This is a genomic window from Clostridium sp. YIM B02551 (assembly GCF_022324735.1).
GTDB classification, from domain to species: Bacteria; Bacillota; Clostridia; order Clostridiales; family Clostridiaceae; genus Clostridium_T; species Clostridium_T paridis.
This window is the reverse complement of sequence record NZ_JAKGTF010000009.1, coordinates 74171-94737: the sequence shown is the minus strand read 5'-3', so window position 1 is coordinate 94737 and position 20567 is coordinate 74171. Positions and strand designations below refer to the sequence as shown.

Here is a 20567-nt window from a genome sequence, read left to right as displayed (position 1 = left end):
AATGATACCAGTAGTTTCAATTGTTGGATACAGCAATAGTGGAAAGACAACTCTGATAGAAAAGATAATACCGTTACTAAAAGACAAAGGATATAAAATTGGAACAATTAAACATGATGCACATGAATTTGAGATAGACCATCAAGGAAAAGATACTTGGAGAATGAGAAGAGCAGGAGCAGATGTTGTAACAATATCATCAGAAATTCAAATGGCAATGATAAAAACTGTCTATGCCGAAGAGAATATTGACGAAATTGTAAAACAACTATTTAAAGATGTTCATCTTGTAATCACAGAAGGTTATAAGGCAAGTAATAAACCTAAAATTGAAATAATTAGATTTAAAAATCCTTTAATTATGCCAGAAAACAATCTTATAGGAATAGTGGATAATACCTCTGTAGGAGAAGTTATTACTCTCCCTAAAGAATATAAGAATATTAACAAATTCAAAATAGATGACGTAAATAGTATTGCTGATTTTATAGAAGAAAGGTTCTTAAGTGATGTGGAATTATGAAGTAGAGGAGAGATTGTTAAAGGTTACTGGAGTAATTCTAGCTGGTGGAAAAAATACTCGTATGGGAGTAGATAAAGCCTTTTTAGAAATTGATGGGGTCAAATTTATAGATAGAATTCTTTCTGTATATAAAAAGATCTTTTCTGAAATAATCATAATTACAAATACTCCTGAAAAGTATAAGGTTACTGGGGTAAAAATTTATAGAGATCTTATTTGTGGGAAAGGTTCTCTAGGAGGTTTATATACCGGCATATTAAAATCTCAAAATGATTATGCGTTTATTACTGCATGCGATATGCCCTATCCTAATAAAGATTTAGTAGAATACATAGCCTCAATAAAAGAATATGATGCAGTGGTGCCACTAATAAAAGAAAGATATCACCCTCTTTTTGCTATGTATTCAAAAAAATCAATAGAGATAATAGAAAGCCAATTAAAAGCAAATAACTTAAGAATTCAAGAAATATTTCAAAAGTTAAATGTAAGAAAAATTAATGAAAATGAAATAATGAAATTTGATAGGATGATGCTTTCATTATTAAATATTAATACTCCTCAGGAATATAGAAATTTCCTAAAGTGTGAAGTGAAATAAAATTAAAAAAGGGGAGATACTATGTATAATGTTGGGATAATTACTTGTAGTGATAAAGCTTATAAAGGTTTAAGACTAGATGAAAGTGGAAAAGTTATTGAAAAAGTAGCAAAGGAAAATGGCTTTAATGTATCTAGATATACTATATTACCCGATGAAAAAGAGAAAATAGCTGATGAATTAAAACATATGAGTGATGAACTTAAGCTAAATGTAATCTTTACAACTGGTGGTACAGGCTTTAGTAAACGAGATGTAACTCCAGAGGCAACAAAGGAAGTTATAGAAAGAGAAACTCCAGGTATTCCTGAGGCTATGAGAGGATACAGCCTTACTATAACAAAAAGGGCAATGCTTTCAAGGGCAGTTGCTGGAATAAGGGGAGAGAGTCTAATAATAAATTTACCTGGAAGTCCAAAGGGAGTTAAGGAATCATTGGATGTAATTATAAGTAGTATTACTCATGGGCTAGACATACTTACAGGAAAAGCAAATGAATGCGCTAGTAAATAGAAAACACTAATTAATGGGAGAGTAAAATGGGAGAAGTTATTGCACTTTGCATTAGCAAGGAAAAAGGGACAGCTAAAGATGAAATTCCTATTGCTAATTTTATTGAAGATTACGGTATTGAAGGTGATGCTCATGCAGGAAAATGGCACAGGCAAATAAGCTTACTTTCATTAGAACGCATAGAAGAATTTAGACAAAAAGGCGGCAAGGTGAAGTTTGGAGATTTTGGGGAGAATATTGTTGTGAAAGGAATTGAACTTACTAAGCTTCCTATTGGGACAAGACTTAAGTGTGGAGATGTCATCTTAGAAATGACACAAATAGGAAAGGAATGCCATAGCAGATGTCATATATTCTATTCCGTTGGAGACTGCATAATGCCTAGAGAAGGAGTATTCTGTAGAGTTATTAGAGGAGGAGTCTTAACTATAGGAGAAAAAATAGGACTTTTAAGTGAGGATGAGAGGCAGAGGAATTTAACAAATCAAGGGTGATAGAAGAAACATAAGTTCAAAATCTTTTATTGTCTTATCAAATTTGATTATAAAGAATAACAAATAACTTTGGTTAGGGGAGCGTACTATGGAAAAGAGATTCACACATTTTAATAAGGCTGGAAATGCTGTAATGGTCGATGTAAGCGAAAAATCCAACACAAGTAGAAAAGCTATTGCCAAAGGTAATATAAAAATGAATAAGGAAACCCTTGATCTTATAAGTGAAGGAAAAATAGGAAAAGGAGATGTACTTGGAGTTGCAAGAGTTGCAGCGATAATGGGCAGCAAAAGGGCACAGGATATTATTCCTATGTGTCATACTCTCATAATAACTAACTGCCAAGTTGATTTCGAGATAGATTATAAGAATAATTGTATTCAAATTGAAGCTATAGTAAAGACAACAGGAAAAACTGGCGTTGAAATGGAGGCATTAACTTCAGTCTCAATTGCTGCACTTACTATATATGATATGTGTAAAGCTGTGGACAAGAGTATGATTATTGAAAATATATACTTAACTCAGAAAAGTGGAGGAAAGAGTGGGGATTATGTTAGACATGTACTGTAGAACTATTAGCTACTTAAGAATTTCAATTACGGATAATTGTAATCTAAGATGTATATACTGCCTTGGAAAAGGTAATACATATTTTAAAAAGGAGCATGAATTGTTGTCCTTCGATGAAGTTATTAGAGTTGTAAGTATTGCAGCTAAGTTAGGTATAGAAAAAATCAGAATTACTGGGGGAGAACCTCTAATGAGGAAAAATGTATGCAGCCTAGTAAGAAAAATTAAAAATGTTGAAGGTATTAAAGAAGTGCTAATGACTACTAATGGAATTCTACTTAATGAATACTTAGAAGAGCTAATTGATAGTGGTGTTAATAAAATCAATTTAAGTCTAGATAGTATAGATCATGAGAAATATAGAAAATTAACAGGAGGGGGTGAGCTTAGTACAATAATTGAAGTTATTGATAGATGTATAGAAAAAGGTGTGATTTTAAAACTTAATACAGTAATTATTAATAGCTATAATAATGGTGAAATTTTAAATCTTATAAAATTTGCACTAGAAAGAAATATAGATATTCGCTTTATTGAGATGATGCCAATAGGGCTTAGTAAAGGGACAGAAGGTATAACCTCAGATGAAATTAAAAATATAATTGAAGAGGAGTATATTCTTAAACCTTATGAAGGAAATATTTTAGGCTCCGGGCCAGCTATATATTATTATGCTCATAGTAAAAATTATAACAGAGGAGGAAGAATAGGATTTATAAGTCCATTAACTCATAATTTTTGTAGTTCATGCAATAGGCTTAGAATAACTTCTGATGGTTTTCTAAAGCAATGTTTGCATTGGAAATATGGTGTTGATTTGAAAAACATATTAAGAAAAGGAGTTTCAGATGATGAACTTGAGAAAATAATTAAAAATACAATTCTAAATAAGCCGAATAAACATAATTTTGGAACAAACAATCAAGACGAAGATAAAAGGCTTATGTCACAGATTGGTGGATAAAGGCAAGAGAGTTTTTCTAAAAGAATACACAGAATTATAATCTTGAACAAAATAACTATACTTGTTTAATGTAATGTGCTATTATACCATTTGTATATAATATAGGTTTAATCGTAGTTGATTAATTAAAAGGGAAGTTGGGTGAAAATCCCTCACGGTCCCGCCACTGTAAAAGAGTAGTTCTTATAAAATATGTCACTGAGATATCTTGGGAAGGCTTATAAGAATGTAGATACTTAAGTCAGGAGACCTGCCTATATTTTGAGAAAATAACTCTACGGATGATAGGGGGTATTTGTAATGATAAATGTTTATATTTATTTTCGCAATTATGCCTCTTGACGAATAAAGTTAAGAGGCTTTTTAAATGAGAATATTATATAAAGGATGGAAAACTTTTTGGAGACAATAAAATCAAATATACAAGAAAAGAAATATTCAGGATTCGTTAGATATATTATTGCTGTACTAGCATTGCATATCATAGGTATTGCACTATTACTAACAGGTGTTAGCGAGTATCCACAAATAATTGGTATGGCAGTTCTTTCTTATACATTAGGGCTTAGGCACGCTTTTGATGCAGACCATATAACTGCAATAGATAATACAGTTCGAAAGCTGGTGCAAGAAAGACAAAATCCAAAAGGAGTAGGTTTTCTATTTTCCTTTGGACATTCAACTGTAGTAATAATAATGGCAGCACTTACAGTTTTTGCAGTAAAGTGGACTGAAAGCAGTATGCCACAGTTTCAAAAGTATGGAGGTGCTATTTCACTTGCAGTTTCAGGTAGTTTCCTTCTTATTATTGGATTAGTTAACCTCTTCATGTGGAAGGATATTTTTAAAACTTTTTTAAAAGTAAGAAAAGGCACCTATAAGGAAGAAGAGCTAGATTATGACAATTCCAAAGGATTTATTAATAAATTAACTGGAATTGTGTACAAGTCTATTAGAAAAGGATGGCATGTGTATATACTAGGATTTCTATTTGGATTAGGGTTTGATACTGCAACTCAAGTTTCTCTTTTAGCAACTTCAGCAACTGCAGCAAGTCATGAGATACCGATTCTTGCCACGTTATCTTTCCCAATATTATTTACAGCAGGAATGAGTTTAATGGATACAGCAGACGGCTTCTTTATGTGCACGGCATACGAATGGGTTTTCTCAACACCAATTCGTAAAATCTATTACAATCTTACCATTACAGGGCTTTCAGTAATTGCAGCTTTGTTTATTGGATTCATTGAAATAATACAAATGATAACACCTATACTTGGACTAGATAATGAATTCTGTAATTTTATTAGTAACTTAGATTTTAATATTGCTGGTTATATTTTAGTTGGATTATTTATAGTGGTATGGGGAATATCCTATGCTGGTTGGAGGATACTTAATATAGGAGAAAAATAGAATTATTTGTAGGAGTACAATAAGCATAGTATAATTCTATTAAGATTAACAGTAAATTGGGGTGGTAATTTTGAATATAGAAAAAGTTAAGCAAGAAAACATGGAAGAGGTCATAAAGCTATCAATAGAAGTTTTTAAAAAAGAACAACATATACCGGAAGAATTAATTCCCATAAGTGAAGAATTTGAACCCATTTGGTGGTGTGGAAAATTAAATGGAGAAATAGTCGCTGTTGTTGCAAGTTGGAAAAAAGAAGGAGAATGGCATTGGGGCAGATACGCAGTTGATAAAAAGTTACGTGGAAAAGGTTTAGGTAAGAAGATTGCTTTATTTTCACTTAATGAAGTCTTTAACCTCGGAGCAGAGGAAATATATATTGAAGCAAGAGATATAACATTAAAAATGTTAGAAAAGTTAGGATGCGAAGTAATTGGAAATGCAGAAGATTTCTATGGAGATAGGGTAACACCTATTGTTTTAAAAAAGAATAAATTTATCCACAGATAAAGAATTAAGAGAAGCCATTTTATATTTATGGCTTCTCTTTTTTATAAGCTATTCAAGTTTTTCATTAATCATTTTTTCTACTAATTCTAAATAATCTCCATCATATTCGATTACTTTATTTGCGATAAGTAGTGCTATACCGTGTACTAAACTCCACATTGATATAGTATCTAAGTAATACATTTCTTTTTTAGTTGATATTGAATTAAGGTAATTTTCACAGCTCTTTTTAAAAATATCAAAAGGAGTATCATTAAGATGATGTAAATCTTTATTACTAATAAATATTGGATACTTATGTTCTGTAAGAAACATAAATTTTAAATATTCAGGATTTTCTACCATAAACTTAACGTAGGATTTTCCCATCTCAAGAATTTGAATTCTTGGATTATCAGGATATTTTTCTGTAGACTCTAATAAAGAAATAGAAAAAGCCTCCCAAACTTCTAAAGCTATTGAGTTAATTAAATCTTCTTTATCTTTAAAATGCTTATATGGTGCAGTATGACTAACACCACACATACTAGCAACTTTTCTTAATGAAAACCTTTCAAAACCTTCTTTGTTTAAAAGCTGTAGACCATTTCTTATCATATCTTCTTTTAATGTGCCATGATGATAGTTATCTTTTGCCATTTAGTTTTTCCTCCAAAAAATTTTCTAAAAAAAATTATATCATAAAATGTTGACAGTGTAAACTTAGTGAAATATAATACAAATATAAAGTTTACAGTGTAAACATACTAAAAGGAGGATAACTATGAATATATTGTTAGTTAGTGATGGTGAAGCTACAAGTAGCGTGGGAGAAAAACTTCAAGAAGAGTTACTTAAAAAACTTAGAGAGAGTAATTATAATTACAAATACTATAATGTTAAAGATGAGAAAATGAACAAATGTATAGGGTGTTTTAATTGTTGGTTAAAGACACCTGGTATATGTGTTTTTGATGATATAACTAGAGAAATAAGTAGAACTGAGATAAATAGTGATTTGTATATTGTTTTAAGTGAAATAAAATATGGATGCTATAGCCCTAAAATAAAAAGGGTATTAGATCGTGGTATATGCAAAATTCTGCCTTTCTTTAAAGATGTTAATGGTGAAATGCATCATGCACCACGTTACGAGAAGTATCCAGAGCTTGTTTTTGTCGGTTATGGTAGAGATATTACTGCTAATGAGGAAGAGACATTTAAAGGGTTAAATCAAGCAAATGCTATAAACTTTCAAAAGGATAATGCAGAAAGCTATGTATGTAGAGATGCAGCAGAAATTGAAAACTTGGTAAATAGTATATTAAGTTATATTAAAGTTGTGGGGGAGGAAATATAATGGGAAAATTATATTTTGTTAATGGAAGTCCAAGAGGTAATAACAGTGCTTCTATGTTTTTTATTGAGGAACTTACTAAGTTGATCCAACTTGAAAATGTTGAAGTAAATAATTGTACTATAAATAATAAGGTGAATTATGAAGAACTAGCAAGTTCAGATATATTAGTAATTACTTTCCCGCTATACGTAGATTCTTTACCATCGACAGTAGTTGAGTTTTTGGTTAATTTAGAAGAACAGGCTAAGATTATTAAAAAATCTGTAAAAGTTTATGGAGTAGTTAACTGCGGATTTTTTGAGGGAATACAAAATAGATATGCTCTTAAAATATTAGAACATTTCTGCAAAAAAGTAGGTTATGAGTGGAGATTTGGTGTAGGTATTGGAGCGGGAGAATTTATGAGAGGGACAAAAGATATTATTCCATTTAATAGCGAAATGAAAAAAGATGCATATAATGCATTCTTAGAAGTAAGTGAAGATATTGTTAGTAATTCAAATAAATCAAAAGATAACTTTTTTATATCCCCCAAAATACCTAGGGAGATGTTTTTTTCAGAAGGACAAAAAAATTGGGTGGAAGCTGCCAAGAGTATGTCTGTTAGTGAAGAGAAGTTATATGATAAGCCTTTTATAGGGAGTGTTTAATGAATAAATAAATTTTTATAAATAGAGTGTGCGAGAATTCTGCATACTCTATTTTTTTCTTTACAAAACAAAAAAAGAAATATAAAATAGTTTACATAGTGTAAACTATTTACTATGTGTAAACTAAGGAGGATAATAATGTTTAAACTATATGAAAAAAAGAGATTTCCTTTATTTATATTGATGCTTAATTTGTTTATTGCTTTATTGGGACAAGGCATGGTTATTCCAATATTACCTGACTATCTTAAGCAATTTAATGTTGCTGGAGCAGCTGCAGGATACCTAGTTGCAGCCTTTGGAGCAGCTCAATTCCTCTTTTCACCTATTGGTGGAAGACTTTCTGATAGGCATGGTAGAAAAATAATGATATTAGCAGGTTTATCTTTAACTGTAATTGCTGACTTTATATTTGCAATTTCACATACTTTAATGTTACTCTACATAGCTCGCATTATTGGGGGAATTGGACTAGGAATAATGGTTCCATCTGTTTTAGCATATGTTGCAGATATAACTACAAGAGAAACTAGAGCAAAAGGGATGGGGTATATAAGTGCAGCTATGAATTTAGGTATGGTATTAGGTCCAGGAATTGGAGGTATAATAGCTCAATTTGGATTAAGAGCGCCATATTTTTTAGCCTCATTTTTAGGACTGATTTCAACGTTACTAACTATAATACTTCCAGAAACTCTTCCAATAGAAAAAAGAAATATTTCAAAGGCATCAAAAAAGCAGGAGTCAATCATTAAACAACTTACAAGATCGTTTCATATGTCATATTTTAAATACTTGTTATTAATACTCGTTATGACTTTTGGGCTGGTTAGCTATGAAACAGTATACTCACTTTATGCAGAATATAAATATGGATTTAATTCTCAATATATTTCCATATTAATTACACTGGGTGCAGCCATTGGAATTCTAACTCAAGTATGGCTTTTAGATAAAGTAGTAACAAGATTTGGGGAGTTTAAGTTAATTAAGTTTTCTTTACTAATGTCATCAATTGCGCTTTTATTAATGATAGTAAAAGTAAATTTTATTTATCTTTTAGCTGTATCTTCTATATTTTTCGCATTTAATTCATTTTTAAGGCCAACTGTAAATACATTGTTATCGAATGAAGCAAAGAGTGATGAGCAAGGGTTTGTTTCTGGATTAAATACTACGTATACTAGTATGGGAAATATAATCGGCCCAATAATGGCAGGCAACCTTTTTGATATTAATTTTAATTTACCATATATATTGGGTGCATTAATTCTTTTTGGTACAATATTCTTAACTAAAAAAGATAAAGATGAGGTTATACAAAATGAGTGATTCATGGCATGAGAATTTAAAAAGTAAAAATCGACTTGAGATTATTGCTTCAGCAAGAGAATTATTTCTAGAAAATAATTTTTTTAATGTTAGCGTCAAGGATGTATGTAACTTAGCAGGAGTAAGCAGAGTTACTTTTTATAAACATTTTAAATCCATAGATGAGTTAATATTTGAAGTGCAAATGAATGTTTTAGATAATATGACGGAATATATAGTTAGTAGAGATAATAGTGATGTTAGTGGAATGGAAAGGCTTAAATTAATACTTAATGCTTGGATTCAATTTGCAAAAGAGCATAGGGAACAGATGAAATTTATTATTTTATTTGATCTTTATTATAATACCTATGATTCTGATGAAGAACTTAAAAATAAGTATGCGAACTTTGTTAGTAAGGAAAACCAAAATTATTTTCTGAATTCAGCAATTAACAAAGGAATAAGTGACGGAACACTAAGAAAAGATATAAATCCAATTAGAACTGGTTACTATATATTTCAAACGATAATGGGAGTTTTGCAAAGAATGAGCTATACTAAATTGCCTGAAAATAATGAAGATATTACGTTTGAAGATATTTCTTCATCTGTATTGGAGATGATCATAAATTCTATTAAAGCACAAAATATAAAAAATTGATTTTGGATTATATGGAACGTCTGGGTAAGTAATGCTTATCCAGGCTTTTTTATATTTAAAATTATTTAATTATTAATTAATAAATGTTAAGAATAGACAAACACTTACACAAAATGGTAACAAATTAATTATTTTTGTTAATTGTGAAGTGGTGTAAAGTGTTATAAAACCACGTCTCTTAGTGAATTATTCATGGGTTGGAAAAAATTAATTTGCAGTTAAATCTATCGAAAGATACTTTTCATACGATATATATTATGGTAAGATATTTATATCATAAATCAACAAATTTGTACTAAAATATACAAATTTCGGGTTTAAAAAATACATAAATACTGAAGGGGTGAGAAGATGGACATATTTCTATTGATTGGTATTGTTGTTGGGTTTTTTGCGGTTTTGACAGGATTACTTTTAAAAGGTGCTAGTGTTGCTATACTAGTAAATGGAGAAGCTGTAATAGTTATACTTGTAGGTACTATGGCTGCAGTAATGAATGCTTATACTTCAAAAGAATTCTTAAATATGCCAAAGCTATTTGGAGCTCTTTTTAGTAATAAAGTAAAGCAAGATCCAATAGACATCATAAACCTAATAATCAATTTAGCTCAAGAAACTCGTAGAAATGGATTACTATCGCTAGAGACTAAAATTCAAGAGATGGAAGCAGGTTTCATGAAGAGAGGTTTAGAGATGGTAGTTGATGGTGTTGAACCTGATATTTGTAGACAAGTCCTTGAAGGTGAAATTCAGGCTTTGGAAGAAAGACACAGAGTCGGAGCTTCAATGTTTACTACTGCAGGAGGAACGTCTCCTACACTTGGGGTTTTAGGTGCAGTTATAGGATTAATAGGAGCGCTTGGAAACCTAAATGATACTCAAAAGCTAGGAGAATCGATAGCTTCAGCTTTCGTTGCGACACTTTATGGTATTTTCTTTGGTTACGTTATTTGGCATCCATTTGCTTCAAGACTTAAAAGAAAGTCAACTGTAGAAGTGAGTAATATGGAATTAATGCTAGAAGGTATTTTATCTATACAAGAAGGAATAAATCCAAAGGCAATTGAACAAAAGTTAGCAAGTATGTTGAGTCCAAAAGACAGAAAAAGACTTGAAGAAGGTAGTAGCACTACTGAAAATTAATTGAGAGGAGGCCAATGATGAAACGTAAAAAAGAACATCATGAAGAACATGTTGATGAAACATGGCTTCTTCCATATTCAGACATGTTGACACTTCTATTGGCACTTTTCATAGTAATGTTTGCAATGAGTCAAGTAGATAACAAAAAACTTGCAAGAGTAAGTCAAACATTCAATGCAATTTTTGCTGGTGGTAAAGGTGTCTTAGTTGATAGTGGCGGAGATACTCCTGGGGCAGCAGCAGTAACAAATAGTATAATGGAACAAGATAAGATGGCTGATATTAAAGTAGCCTTAGATGAAGAGATCAAAAGCAATGGATATGATAATCAAGTAAAAGTGAATCTTGGTGCAGAAGGATTAAGTATTAATATTCAAGATACAGTGCTTTTCAATTCAGGTGAAGCAGATGTTCTAGAAAAATTTAATCCAGTGCTTTTACAAATATCTGGTATGATAAAAGATTTAGATAATGAGATAAGAATTAGTGGACATACTGATAATATACCCATAAAGAATGCAAAGTTCCGTTCAAATTGGGACTTAAGTTATATGCGTGCCTCAAATGTTATGGAGTTCTTCGTTCATAGTGGTAAGGTTGCGCCAGAGAAATTTTCAATTGAGGCTGATGGTGAATATAGACCTAAATATGACAATTCCACAGCCGAAGGAAGGGCTAAAAATCGAAGCATAGACATACTAGTAGTCCGTAAATATGCGCTTAATGATAAAAAATCAGAATAGTTATTTATGGAGGAAGTATATGAGTGAGGTTGAAAGGAAAGAGGCAATATACACAATAGTTAATTTTCATACAATATTTCAAAAGGAAGTTCTAGATTTATTTCCATACTGGGTTTCAGGACTTAGCCCACTTTTATCAAGGGCCCTTATTGAGATATATAATTCTCAGGATATAACTCCGTCTATTTTAAACAAGAGATTATCAATTACAGTTCCTAATACTAGTAGATGTTTACAGCAATTGAGCGATTTGGGCTATATAGTTAAAATTAAAGATAAGGCTGATAGAAGAATTACTCATATTAAACTAACTGAAAAGGGACTAGCTTTAGTTGGAAAGTCTATTGAAATTATGGAGAGTATATTGTTAGAGAAACTAAGTGTATTAGAAGTGGGCGAGATAGTTAAGCTTTCGGAAGCATTTACTACAATCAAAGATTTACTTGAAAAGATAGGAAAATCAAGCACTAAAATATACGAAGATAAAAAAGCATTTTAAATATGTAAGTTAAGTTATTAAGGCTACATCATATAATTTATAATTTAGCCTTAATTCATTTTTAGGTAGTTCAAATTAATTTTGAACTACCTATTTTTATTATTCATTTGTATAGATAAAATAAAGTCATCAATCATAATCTTAAAGCTTTCCTCTATATTAGCTGGCCCTTGGAAGTAACCTAGTGAATGTAGAGAAACGAAACCATGTAGAAGACTTCTTAATATTCTACTTTTATGAACCTGAAGATCCTCGTCTTTCACATAATAGTTTAAAACTTGACGAACTATAGTGTTGGTTTCTTTAGCTAAATTTAAAATTTCTTCATCCTTAGTTTCAGGAATATTAGTAAAAAGCCCATAAGCAGTTTTGTTTTCTAGGGCAAAATCCCTATAAACATTAGCGAATTCTCTAATGGCATCTTCCCCGCTTCTTCCAATTAATTTTTGCATTAATGTAATATTCAATTTTTTTAAAAGATATATGGTCATTTTTATTTTTAGGTCATCCATATTAGTAAAATGATTATATAATGAAGGGTATTTTATACCCAATTTCTCAGCAATTTTAGGAAAAGTAACCTGATTAAGGCCAATCTCATCAGCTAATGAAAAGGACGCTTCAATTATTTTTTCTTTAGTTAAATTACGTTTTTGCATACGGTATCACTCCTTGAAATATCAAAGTATAGAAATAGTTTAACATTATATAATGTATTAATCAAACTATAAATAATAGTTTACAAACTATAAAATATAGTTTATCATTATTTTTAGAAAGAATATATTCTGACTTTGATTTATTTAATGGAGATGAAGTTTTATGGAGTTATGGAAAAGAAATCTAGCAGTTTGTTGGTTTGGAATGTTTGTAACAGGAATAGGAATGAGTCAGATTGCACCTATTTTACCACTTTATATAAAACACCTTGGAGTAGGAAATACAAATTCAATTACACAGCTATCAGGAATAGCTTTTGGAATTACTTATATAATATCAGCTGTTTTTTCACCGATATGGGGACAAGCAGCTGATAGGTATGGTAGAAAGCCAATGTTACTTAGGGCTAGTCTTGGTATGGCAATAATTGTTGGGTTAATGGGTTTTGCACCAAATGTATATGTGCTTATAGGATTAAGATTATTACAAGGTGCCATAACTGGTTATAGTACTGCCTGCACAACATTAATTGCGACCCAGACAGAAGAAGCTCACGCTGGCTACGCATTAGGAACACTTTCTACAGCGAATATAGCAGGATCACTTTTAGGACCAACTATTGGTGGATTTATTAGTGATTACATAGGATTCAAAAGTGTTTTTTTCATAACTGGAACACTATTGTTTATTGCATTTATTACAACTTTATTTTTTGTAAAGGAGTCATTTAATCGTGAAGAGAAGAAACCTCTTAGCATAAAGGAAGTGTGGAATAGTATGCCTGAAAGAGGATTAACAATAACTATGTTTGTAACCTTTTTAATTTTAACAATAGCGCTGTATACTGTTGAACCAATTATTACAGTATATATATCAGAGTTGTCTAAGAATACTACTCATATTGCATTGCTTGCAGGAATCACTTTTTCTGCCTCTGGTCTAGCAAATATAATAGCAGCTCCAAGGCTTGGGAAGCTTTCTGACAAGATTGGTGCTTATAAAGTTATATTAGTTGCACTAATAGCTGCAGGAATTATATTTATACCTCAAGCATTTGTAAAAAATCCATGGCAATTAATGATATTGCGTTTCTTATTTGGATTAACTGCAGCAGGCCTTATACCTTCAGTAAATATACTAGTAAAAAAAATAACACCATCGTCTCTTATAGGTAGAGTGTTTGGATTTACTACAGCAGCAGGATATTTAGGAGCATTTATAGGTGCAGTTTTAGGGGGACAAATTGCAGCGTGGTTTAGTTTTAAATATGTTTTCTTTATTACAAGCGCACTATTATTTATTAATGCAGTATTAGTATATTTTAAGGTATATAAAAAACTTAATTTAAATTAGTAATAATATAAAATATAATAAATTTATAAAAAATTTAGAAAGATTGGAGATTTAATATGAAAATTGAATGGTATGGACAGGCATGTTTTATGATAACTTCTGAAAATGGAACTAAGATACTTATAGATCCGCTTAATAAAATGTTAGGATATGAATTACCTGAAGTTGAAGCTGATATAGTATCTATAAGTCATGAACATAAAGATCATAATAATGTTGATGCAGTAAAAAGTAGTTTTGTACTTATTAATAAGCTCGGAACTTTTAATGAAAAAGGTATAGAGGTTAAAGGTGTTGAAACTTATCATGATAATGAATCAGGAGCTAAGAAGGGAAAAAACACAATATACAATTTTGAAATAGATGGTTTAAATGTATGTCATTGCGGAGATCTTGGGCATATTTTATCAGAAGAGCAGGTGAAAGAAATAGGAAAAGTGGATATTTTATTACTTCCTGTAGGTGGAGGATTTACAGTAGATGCTTCAAATGCAAATGAAGTAAGAAAACAATTAAATCCAACGGTTATAATTCCAATGCATTATAGAACAAAGGCCTTAGGAATATTAGGGCTTATATTTGCAAAGGTTGATAAATTTATTAAAGTTTCTGGGCTTAAGTCATGTGAGTATGCTGAGTTTAATGTAAATAAAGAGAATATTAAAGAGCATGAAGGCATTGCAGTTCTTCAATATAAATAAATAAGACCTTTATACCCCCTTGACAAAGTTCTTTCCATTTATTATACTTTATAAAAATAAAGGCTATGAAGAGAAGAGTAGTTATTATTGAAACTTACAGAGAATTCCTATTTTGCTGAGAGGGAATGGTGGATATTTTAATGAAACAAGGCTCGGAGCTGCATACGGATCTTATTTAAAAATAAGTGATGATATGACGTTTGTTCACGTTACAGAACTATAGTATATTAGTACTTGATAAGGTTAGTATGGCGACATACTAATAAAATAGGGTGGTACCGCGATAGATTCGCCCCTACAAAAAGATTATTGTAGGAGGTGTTTTTTTATCGCTTTTTTTATTAACAACATAAATTCATTTTTAAAAAGATATACTAATTATTATTTTAAGGAGTGTTTATTATGGAAGATAGAAAAATAGAAAGACCAGTATTCCCTAAGAAAGCAGTAATAACTTCAGGGATGCCCTATGGAAATAAAGAATTACATTTTGGACATGTGGGAGGCGTATTTGTACACGCTGACACATTTGCAAGATTTTTAAGAGATAGAATAGGATCTGAAAATGTTGTATTTGTATCTGGAACAGATTGTTATGGATCACCTATATTAGCAAGCTATAGAAAAATAGTAGATGAAGGTAACTATAGAGGAACTATAGAGGATTATGTTAGAGAGAATCATGAAAAGCAAAAAGAAGTATTAGATAAATATGAAATGAGCCTTAATTTATATGGTGCTTCAGCATTAGATAGAGCAGGAGAAATACACAAAGAAGTATCAGAGAATATATTTAATAAGTTATATGAAGGTGGATATTTAGTTAAATTATCATCACCACAATTTTATGATCCTGATAAGAAAGTGCTCTTAAATGGACGCCAAGTAGTAGGTAAATGCCCTATTGAAGGTTGTGCTTCAGAAAAAGGATATGCAGATGAATGTGATTTAGGACATCAATATATGCCTAGCGAATTAATAGATCCTAAAAGCATATTATCAGGTAAAACACCTGAATTAAAGGATGTTACTAATTGGTATTTTAAATTAGATGAATATAATAATTTATTAAATGAAGATGTTAATTATTTAAAAAACAATTCTAACTGGCGTAAGTATTTATTAAATACAATTGAAGAGTTTTTAAAATCTCCAATTATTTATGTAAAGCGTAAGGAATTAGAAGAGGTCACAGACCTTGAAGAGAAGCTGCCAAAATACACAATAATTGATGAACCAAAGAAACCATCTATTTCATTTGTATTTGAAAATTTAAATGATAGGGATAAAGCAAGAGAAATATTTGATAAACTAGGTATCAGATTTAGAACAGGTAAAACCTTAGTACCTTTTAGATTATCTGGAAATGTTGAATGGGGTATAGAAGTACCTGAAAAAGAAGATCTAAAAGATTTAACCTTCTGGGTATGGCCAGAATCTTTATGGGCACCTATTTCTTTTACAAAAACTTATCTTGAGTCTATTGGGAAAGATAAAGAGTCATGGAAGGATTTTTGGGTTTCAAAGGATTCAAAGGTATATCAATTCATAGGTGAAGACAATATTTACTTCTATGGAATTGCAGAAATGGCTATGGCTTTGGCTTTATTAGGAATAAAAAGTTCAGATGCTGTAAATTGGGAAAATGTAAACCTTCCTCATTTAATAGCAAATAATCATTTATTGTTTATGGATAAGAAAGCAAGTAGTAGTGGTAAAGTTAAGCCACCTATGGCAAGAGAGTTATTAAATCATTATACAGCAGAGCAATTGCGAATGCATTTTCTAAGTCTTGGATTAGTTAAGAAAAGTGTAAGTTTTATGCCTCAAGCATTTATGAAGGAGGAAGATAAACAAGGGCCAGATACAGTTTTAAAGGATGGTAATTTACTAACCAATGTATTTAATAGATTAGCACGTTCATGCTTTTATACAGCTCAAAAATATTTTGAGGGTAGTATACCAGTTGGAGAAATAAGCAAAGAGATTTTAGATGAATCTAACGATGCTATTTTAACCTATGAGAGGTATATGTATAATCATGAATTCCACAGTGTAACCTATGTTTTAGATAGTTATATTCGTAAAATGAACAAGTATTGGGTAAATAATATGAGGATAGCAGAAACAAATGGAGATGAAAAGCTTCGTAAGCAAGTGTTAATAGATTCTTTCCATGCAGTTAGAACTACACTTACATTAATTCATCCAATAGCACCTAATAGTTCAGAATTTTTAAGAGAATATTTAAATGTAAATAACAACCTTTGGAATTGGGAGTATATTTTCGAACCAATATATAAATTTATTGACGAGCCAACTAGTCATAGATTAAAATATTTAGAACCAAGAGAAGATTTCTTTGAGAAACATGAGAGTCAATTTGCTAATTAAGTATGAATTTCTTTAGTATTAAACTAAAGAAGTAAAGGAGAGGTTAATATGCAAAAAATAGTTCCACACCTATGGTATGATAAGGAAGCTAGTGAGGCAGCAGAATTCTATATGTCTTTATTTGAAGGTTCAAGACTAATAGACAAAACAGTATTAAATAACACTCCATCAGGAGCAGCAGAATTGCTTACGATTGAGATAGCAGGACAAGAATTTATGCTAATATCAGCTGGCCCATATTTTAAATTTACCCCAGCTATATCATTTATTATTTCTTGCAGTACTTTAGGAGAAGTTGATAAGTATTGGAATAAATTGATTGATGGCGGTGCAGCACTTATGCCAATAGATGCTTATCCTTTTAGTGAAAGGTATGGATGGGTATGCGATAAATATGGTCTTTCATGGCAGATAATGTATGTTGGTGATGCTTCTATAAAGCAAAAAATTACACCAGCGCTAATGTTTGTAGGGGATCAATGTGGAAAAGCAGAAGAGGCTATAAATTTCTATACAACTACTTTTAAAAATTCAAAGATAGAGAGTATTGATAGATATGGAGAAGGAGATGAATTTAATAAACCAGATACGATTATGCAGATTAAATTCAATCTTGAGAATCTATCTTTTTCAGCTATGGATAGTGGTTATAAGCATAACTTTACTTTTAATGAAGCTATTTCATTTGTAGTAAGTTGTGATGATCAAGAGGAAATAGATTATTTTTGGGATAAATTATCTGCAGTCCCTGAAGCAGAGCAATGTGGTTGGCTTAAAGATAAGTATGGATTATCATGGCAGATAACCCCAACTGTTATGAGTGAAATGATGCAGAATAAAGATCCCCAAAAGATGACTCAGTTAACTGAAGCTTTTCTTAAAATGAAAAAATTTGATATTGCTGAGTTAATAAAAGCTTATGAAAAATAATTAAATATTTAAAATAGCCTAGATAAATTTTATTTATTTAGGCTTTTATTATTAAAAATTCGGTATATATCAGAATACTCTCCAATAAAATATACAAAAAATAAAAGGAGAGAAATGCATTGTTTAAGAACAAGTTTTTAAAAAAGGTAATTTCAGTCATTGTAGTTACGGGAGTAATGGTTACAGGAGTATCATTAAATGGTGCAACAAAGGCATCAGCAATTACTACAAATAAGCCTCCAAGTCATGTAATCGTAGGATACTGGCATAACTTCAATAATGGTTCAGGAGATTTAAAGCTTAGGGATGTCTCTAATAATTTTGATGTTATTAATATTTCCTTTGGAGAACCAACATCTGTTACTTCAGGAGATATTAGATTTACACCATATAATGCTACAGAGGCTGAATTTAAAAGTGATGTTCAATATCTTCAAAGTAAAGGAAAAAAAGTTTTGCTATCAATTGGTGGACAAAATGGTGAAGTTCAATTAACTACAACCGCTGCAGTTGATACCTTCTATAATTCAGTAGGTGCTATAATTGACAAATATGGATTAGATGGTTTAGATGTAGATTTTGAAGGGCATTCTTTACATTTAGATTATGGTGATAAAGATTTTAAAAATCCAACAACGCCTGTTATAGTTAATACTATAAGTGCACTTAAGAAGTTAAAAGCTAAATACGGGGAGAACTTTATGTTAACAATGGCTCCAGAAACCTTCTTTGTTCAATTAGGACATACCTATTATGGTGGATTAAATCAATATGTCGATAATAGAGCAGGGGCATTCTTGCCAGTAATATATGGATTAAGAGATTCATTAACTTGGCTTCAAGTTCAATATTATAATTCTGGACCGATTAATGACATAAATGGCAAGTCTCAATCAATGGGAAGTGCAGAATTCTATGCTTCTTTGGCAGACATGCTTTTAACTGGATTTACAATAAATAACGATTCAAATTATTTCTTCCCAGCACTAAGACAAGATCAAGTAGTTATTGGGGTTCCGAGCTGTAATAGCGCTGGTGGTGGATATGTTTCAAATGCTGAACTTCAAAAGGCATTGGATGGATTAATCTATAGTGGAACAGTTGGAAGTTATAAAATTAATAATAGATACCCTAATCTAAGAGGTCTTATGACTTGGTCAATTAATTGGGATAAGTATACTAACTATGATTGGTCAAACTATTTTAGAAGTTATATTAATAAATTAACTCCTCCTACAAATACTCTCAGTCCAGCAGTAGTAAGTGCATCTTCAGTTACTAATAGAAATTATACAGTATCTGCATTAATTTCAGCTTATAATACAGCAACTTCATATAAGATATATGAGGGGACAGCTATAGTAGCATCAGGTAATCTAACACCAGGAAGTCAAGCACAAACAATTAATTATAATGTTACATCAAAGGCATTAGGCACTTATAACTACAAAGCTGAATTAAGTGATGGAAGTAAAACAGTGGTTTCAAATACAGTTACAGTTACTGTATCAGACTCAGTACCTAGCGCTGAATGGGCTCCGAATCATGCATATACAGCAGGAGATATAGTAACTTATAACGGTGCTACTTATAAATGTCTTCAATCCCATACATCTTTAGTTGGCTGGGAACCTGATAAAGTAGCAGCTTTATGGCAAAAACAATAAAGATATAAAGATAAAGAAGAATCCTTATTTGTGAACTGCCCCCTGTCAAGTAGACAGGGGGCAGTTCATTGCTTAGGATTCTTCTTTATTTAAAAGAATCGATTTATCAAAGAAAATTACTTAAAAGAAATAAAACTAAAAAAGGTACTAATACGATAACATAAGTAGAATTAGTTATTTTTCTATTGCCCTTATTATCCAATTGATTGCTTAAACAAGGTAGTAACCAATTTATAAAAGATACATTCTCCATATATGAATACATTCTTTTATTAAATAAAGTAAAAATTCCAAATAAAAAATATAACATTATAGATATACAATATATTATAAATAGCCAGTATAGACTTGGAACATCATAAAAATGCTGTAGCCAGTTAGTCAAAACTATTTTAGCTGGGAGAATTAGAATAAATCCAACACAAGCGGAGAGTGTAACACTTATAACCTTTGAAGGAATAATTCTTTTAATTGAAAATGCTGCGTATTGTAATATTCCGAAGTATGGCTGAAAATATTTTTTATATGTTTCAAAAAGTGAAGAATTCCCAATAGGTGGTCCATTAAAATATGGAGGTTCAGCATAAGCCTCAAAGTTATAATATTTTTTTAATATTATTATATATAGATAAGCAATAACCATTGAGAATATCCATAAGAAGGACATTATGAAGTTATAAATTTTATTGTATTTTAAAGTTTGTTTTTCTTTCTTTTGATTTTCTAAAAACTCCTCAATTCTATCTATATCACTTATTATAGGTTGGTACTCCTTTTCGTAATCAAAATCATCATCCATTTTAATTTACTCCTTGAAATAATATTACTATAATAATTATATGGTAAATATTAGGATGGGTAAAATGAAATTTATAAGTTCATTGATAGTTGTAGAGGATTTAGAAAGTGAAAAGAAG

Annotated in this window: 23 protein-coding genes, 1 riboswitch and 1 other annotated feature; of the genes, 20 read left to right on the top strand and 3 right to left on the bottom strand. The window is 30.7% G+C overall.

Annotation, left to right across the window (positions count from 1 at the left end):
* Nucleotide 1 precedes the first annotated feature (1 nt).
* From mobB to L1S47_RS12010, 8 genes are all read left to right on the top strand, one after another.
* Nucleotides 2–523, top strand: coding sequence for a molybdopterin-guanine dinucleotide biosynthesis protein B (mobB, locus tag L1S47_RS12045; RefSeq protein ID WP_238883780.1), 522 nt, complete (start codon nt 2–4; stop codon nt 521–523).
* Nucleotides 510–1124 (top strand): molybdenum cofactor guanylyltransferase, encoded by a 615-nt coding sequence (locus tag L1S47_RS12040; protein ID WP_238883779.1) that lies wholly within the window; start codon nt 510–512, stop codon nt 1122–1124. The genes mobB and L1S47_RS12040 overlap by 14 nt, the downstream gene beginning before the upstream one ends.
* A 21-nt stretch (nt 1125–1145) precedes the next feature.
* The gene (locus L1S47_RS12035) at nt 1146–1637 is read left to right on the top strand and encodes a molybdenum cofactor biosynthesis protein B (RefSeq protein ID WP_238883778.1); all 492 of its coding nucleotides are present in this window, start codon (nt 1146–1148) and stop codon (nt 1635–1637) included.
* Between the two features lie 26 nt (nt 1638–1663).
* Nucleotides 1664–2131, top strand: a complete 468-nt coding sequence (locus tag L1S47_RS12030) for an MOSC domain-containing protein (RefSeq protein WP_238883777.1) — start codon at nt 1664–1666, stop codon at nt 2129–2131.
* 88 nt (nt 2132–2219) lie between these two features.
* Complete coding sequence (moaC, locus tag L1S47_RS12025; protein ID WP_238883776.1) at nt 2220–2705, top strand: cyclic pyranopterin monophosphate synthase MoaC; 486 nt, start codon at nt 2220–2222, stop codon at nt 2703–2705.
* Nucleotides 2686–3669: a GTP 3',8-cyclase MoaA gene (gene moaA / locus L1S47_RS12020; RefSeq protein ID WP_238883911.1), complete on the top strand. Its 984-nt coding sequence runs from the start codon at nt 2686–2688 to the stop codon at nt 3667–3669. Before moaC ends, moaA begins: the two co-directional genes overlap by 20 nt.
* 86 nt (nt 3670–3755) lie before the next feature.
* A riboswitch (cobalamin riboswitch) is annotated at nt 3756–3942 on the top strand.
* Between the two features lie 126 nt (nt 3943–4068).
* The gene (locus L1S47_RS12015; protein ID WP_238883775.1) at nt 4069–5088 is read left to right on the top strand and encodes a HoxN/HupN/NixA family nickel/cobalt transporter; all 1020 of its coding nucleotides are present in this window, start codon (nt 4069–4071) and stop codon (nt 5086–5088) included.
* 70 nt (nt 5089–5158) lie between these two features.
* Nucleotides 5159–5596, top strand: coding sequence for a GNAT family N-acetyltransferase (locus L1S47_RS12010; RefSeq protein ID WP_238883774.1), 438 nt, complete (start codon nt 5159–5161; stop codon nt 5594–5596).
* Between the two features lie 48 nt (nt 5597–5644).
* On the opposite strand, the gene L1S47_RS12005 is transcribed toward L1S47_RS12010, so the two are convergent.
* Entirely contained in the window at nt 5645–6235 is a 591-nt protein-coding gene (locus tag L1S47_RS12005) for a TetR/AcrR family transcriptional regulator (protein WP_238883773.1), read from the bottom strand.
* A 124-nt stretch (nt 6236–6359) separates the two neighbouring features.
* On the opposite strand from L1S47_RS12005, the gene L1S47_RS12000 reads away from it, so the two are divergent.
* The 7 genes from L1S47_RS12000 to L1S47_RS11970 all read left to right on the top strand — a co-directional run bounded on the left by L1S47_RS12000 (nt 6360) and on the right by L1S47_RS11970 (nt 11945).
* Nucleotides 6360–6935 (top strand): NAD(P)H-dependent oxidoreductase, encoded by a 576-nt coding sequence (locus L1S47_RS12000; RefSeq protein ID WP_238883772.1) that lies wholly within the window; start codon nt 6360–6362, stop codon nt 6933–6935.
* Nucleotides 6935–7585, top strand: a complete 651-nt coding sequence (locus tag L1S47_RS11995) for a flavodoxin (protein ID WP_238883771.1) — start codon at nt 6935–6937, stop codon at nt 7583–7585. The genes L1S47_RS12000 and L1S47_RS11995 overlap by 1 nt, the downstream gene beginning before the upstream one ends.
* A 138-nt stretch (nt 7586–7723) precedes the next feature.
* The gene (locus L1S47_RS11990; RefSeq protein WP_238883770.1) at nt 7724–8917 is read left to right on the top strand and encodes an MFS transporter; all 1194 of its coding nucleotides are present in this window, start codon (nt 7724–7726) and stop codon (nt 8915–8917) included.
* Nucleotides 8910–9560 carry a TetR/AcrR family transcriptional regulator gene (locus tag L1S47_RS11985; RefSeq protein ID WP_238883769.1) on the top strand — a complete coding sequence of 217 codons (651 nt, stop codon included), beginning with the start codon at nt 8910–8912 and terminating at the stop codon, nt 9558–9560. The genes L1S47_RS11990 and L1S47_RS11985 overlap by 8 nt, the downstream gene beginning before the upstream one ends.
* Nucleotides 9561–9911: 351 nt before the next feature.
* Complete coding sequence (gene motA / locus L1S47_RS11980; RefSeq protein WP_202768738.1) at nt 9912–10703, top strand: flagellar motor stator protein MotA; 792 nt, start codon at nt 9912–9914, stop codon at nt 10701–10703.
* A 17-nt stretch (nt 10704–10720) separates the two neighbouring features.
* Complete coding sequence (locus L1S47_RS11975; protein WP_238883768.1) at nt 10721–11446, top strand: flagellar motor protein MotB; 726 nt, start codon at nt 10721–10723, stop codon at nt 11444–11446.
* A 19-nt stretch (nt 11447–11465) separates the two neighbouring features.
* Nucleotides 11466–11945 (top strand): MarR family winged helix-turn-helix transcriptional regulator, encoded by a 480-nt coding sequence (locus tag L1S47_RS11970; protein WP_238883767.1) that lies wholly within the window; start codon nt 11466–11468, stop codon nt 11943–11945.
* Between the two features lie 86 nt (nt 11946–12031).
* Here the strand turns inward: L1S47_RS11970 and L1S47_RS11965 are convergent, their stop codons facing one another.
* Nucleotides 12032–12604: a TetR/AcrR family transcriptional regulator gene (locus tag L1S47_RS11965; protein ID WP_238883766.1), complete on the bottom strand. Its 573-nt coding sequence runs from the start codon at nt 12602–12604 to the stop codon at nt 12032–12034.
* Nucleotides 12605–12767: 163 nt separating this feature from the next.
* Between L1S47_RS11965 and L1S47_RS11960 the strand changes: the two genes are divergently transcribed.
* The 5 genes from L1S47_RS11960 (at nt 12768) to L1S47_RS11940 (ending at nt 19650) form a co-directional block, all read left to right on the top strand.
* Nucleotides 12768–13958, top strand: coding sequence for a multidrug efflux MFS transporter (locus L1S47_RS11960; protein ID WP_238883765.1), 1191 nt, complete (start codon nt 12768–12770; stop codon nt 13956–13958).
* 56 nt (nt 13959–14014) lie between these two features.
* A complete protein-coding gene (locus tag L1S47_RS11955; RefSeq protein ID WP_238883764.1) occupies nt 14015–14659 on the top strand; it encodes an MBL fold metallo-hydrolase in 645 nt (214 codons plus the stop codon).
* Nucleotides 14660–14715: 56 nt separating this feature from the next.
* Nucleotides 14716–14959: a binding site (T-box leader), on the top strand.
* A 102-nt stretch (nt 14960–15061) separates the two neighbouring features.
* A complete protein-coding gene (locus L1S47_RS11950) occupies nt 15062–17053 on the top strand; it encodes a class I tRNA ligase family protein (protein ID WP_238883763.1) in 1992 nt (663 codons plus the stop codon).
* Between the two features lie 48 nt (nt 17054–17101).
* On the top strand, nt 17102–17983 hold the full coding sequence (locus L1S47_RS11945) for a VOC family protein (protein WP_238883762.1): 882 nt from the start codon (nt 17102–17104) through the stop codon (nt 17981–17983).
* Nucleotides 17984–18102: 119 nt separating this feature from the next.
* Nucleotides 18103–19650, top strand: a complete 1548-nt coding sequence (locus tag L1S47_RS11940; RefSeq protein ID WP_238883761.1) for a carbohydrate-binding protein — start codon at nt 18103–18105, stop codon at nt 19648–19650.
* 106 nt (nt 19651–19756) lie between these two features.
* On the opposite strand, the gene L1S47_RS11935 is transcribed toward L1S47_RS11940, so the two are convergent.
* Complete coding sequence (locus L1S47_RS11935) at nt 19757–20449, bottom strand: hypothetical protein (protein WP_238883760.1); 693 nt, start codon at nt 20447–20449, stop codon at nt 19757–19759.
* Nucleotides 20450–20567: the final 118 nt, after the last annotated feature.

What these genes read in the sequence shown, in the direction of transcription:
- mobB (WP_238883780.1), top strand. Translation starts at nt 2, where the DNA reads ATGATACCAGTAGTTTCAATTGTTGGATACAGCAATAGTGGAAAGACA.
- L1S47_RS11955 (WP_238883764.1), top strand. Translation starts at nt 14,015, where the DNA reads ATGAAAATTGAATGGTATGGACAGGCATGTTTTATGATAACTTCTGAA.
- L1S47_RS12035 (WP_238883778.1), top strand. Translation starts at nt 1,146, where the DNA reads ATGTATAATGTTGGGATAATTACTTGTAGTGATAAAGCTTATAAAGGT.
- moaA (WP_238883911.1), top strand. Translation starts at nt 2,686, where the DNA reads ATGTTAGACATGTACTGTAGAACTATTAGCTACTTAAGAATTTCAATT.
- L1S47_RS11945 (WP_238883762.1), top strand. Translation starts at nt 17,102, where the DNA reads ATGCAAAAAATAGTTCCACACCTATGGTATGATAAGGAAGCTAGTGAG.
- moaC (WP_238883776.1), top strand. Translation starts at nt 2,220, where the DNA reads ATGGAAAAGAGATTCACACATTTTAATAAGGCTGGAAATGCTGTAATG.
- L1S47_RS11975 (WP_238883768.1), top strand. Translation starts at nt 10,721, where the DNA reads ATGAAACGTAAAAAAGAACATCATGAAGAACATGTTGATGAAACATGG.
- L1S47_RS11985 (WP_238883769.1), top strand. Translation starts at nt 8,910, where the DNA reads ATGAGTGATTCATGGCATGAGAATTTAAAAAGTAAAAATCGACTTGAG.
- L1S47_RS12005 (WP_238883773.1), bottom strand. Translation starts at nt 6,235, where the DNA reads ATGGCAAAAGATAACTATCATCATGGCACATTAAAAGAAGATATGATA.
- L1S47_RS11960 (WP_238883765.1), top strand. Translation starts at nt 12,768, where the DNA reads ATGGAGTTATGGAAAAGAAATCTAGCAGTTTGTTGGTTTGGAATGTTT.
- L1S47_RS12030 (WP_238883777.1), top strand. Translation starts at nt 1,664, where the DNA reads ATGGGAGAAGTTATTGCACTTTGCATTAGCAAGGAAAAAGGGACAGCT.
- L1S47_RS11965 (WP_238883766.1), bottom strand. Translation starts at nt 12,604, where the DNA reads ATGCAAAAACGTAATTTAACTAAAGAAAAAATAATTGAAGCGTCCTTT.
- L1S47_RS12000 (WP_238883772.1), top strand. Translation starts at nt 6,360, where the DNA reads ATGAATATATTGTTAGTTAGTGATGGTGAAGCTACAAGTAGCGTGGGA.
- motA (WP_202768738.1), top strand. Translation starts at nt 9,912, where the DNA reads ATGGACATATTTCTATTGATTGGTATTGTTGTTGGGTTTTTTGCGGTT.
- L1S47_RS11935 (WP_238883760.1), bottom strand. Translation starts at nt 20,449, where the DNA reads ATGGATGATGATTTTGATTACGAAAAGGAGTACCAACCTATAATAAGT.
- L1S47_RS11950 (WP_238883763.1), top strand. Translation starts at nt 15,062, where the DNA reads ATGGAAGATAGAAAAATAGAAAGACCAGTATTCCCTAAGAAAGCAGTA.
- L1S47_RS11995 (WP_238883771.1), top strand. Translation starts at nt 6,935, where the DNA reads ATGGGAAAATTATATTTTGTTAATGGAAGTCCAAGAGGTAATAACAGT.
- L1S47_RS12040 (WP_238883779.1), top strand. Translation starts at nt 510, where the DNA reads ATGTGGAATTATGAAGTAGAGGAGAGATTGTTAAAGGTTACTGGAGTA.
- L1S47_RS11970 (WP_238883767.1), top strand. Translation starts at nt 11,466, where the DNA reads ATGAGTGAGGTTGAAAGGAAAGAGGCAATATACACAATAGTTAATTTT.
- L1S47_RS11990 (WP_238883770.1), top strand. Translation starts at nt 7,724, where the DNA reads ATGTTTAAACTATATGAAAAAAAGAGATTTCCTTTATTTATATTGATG.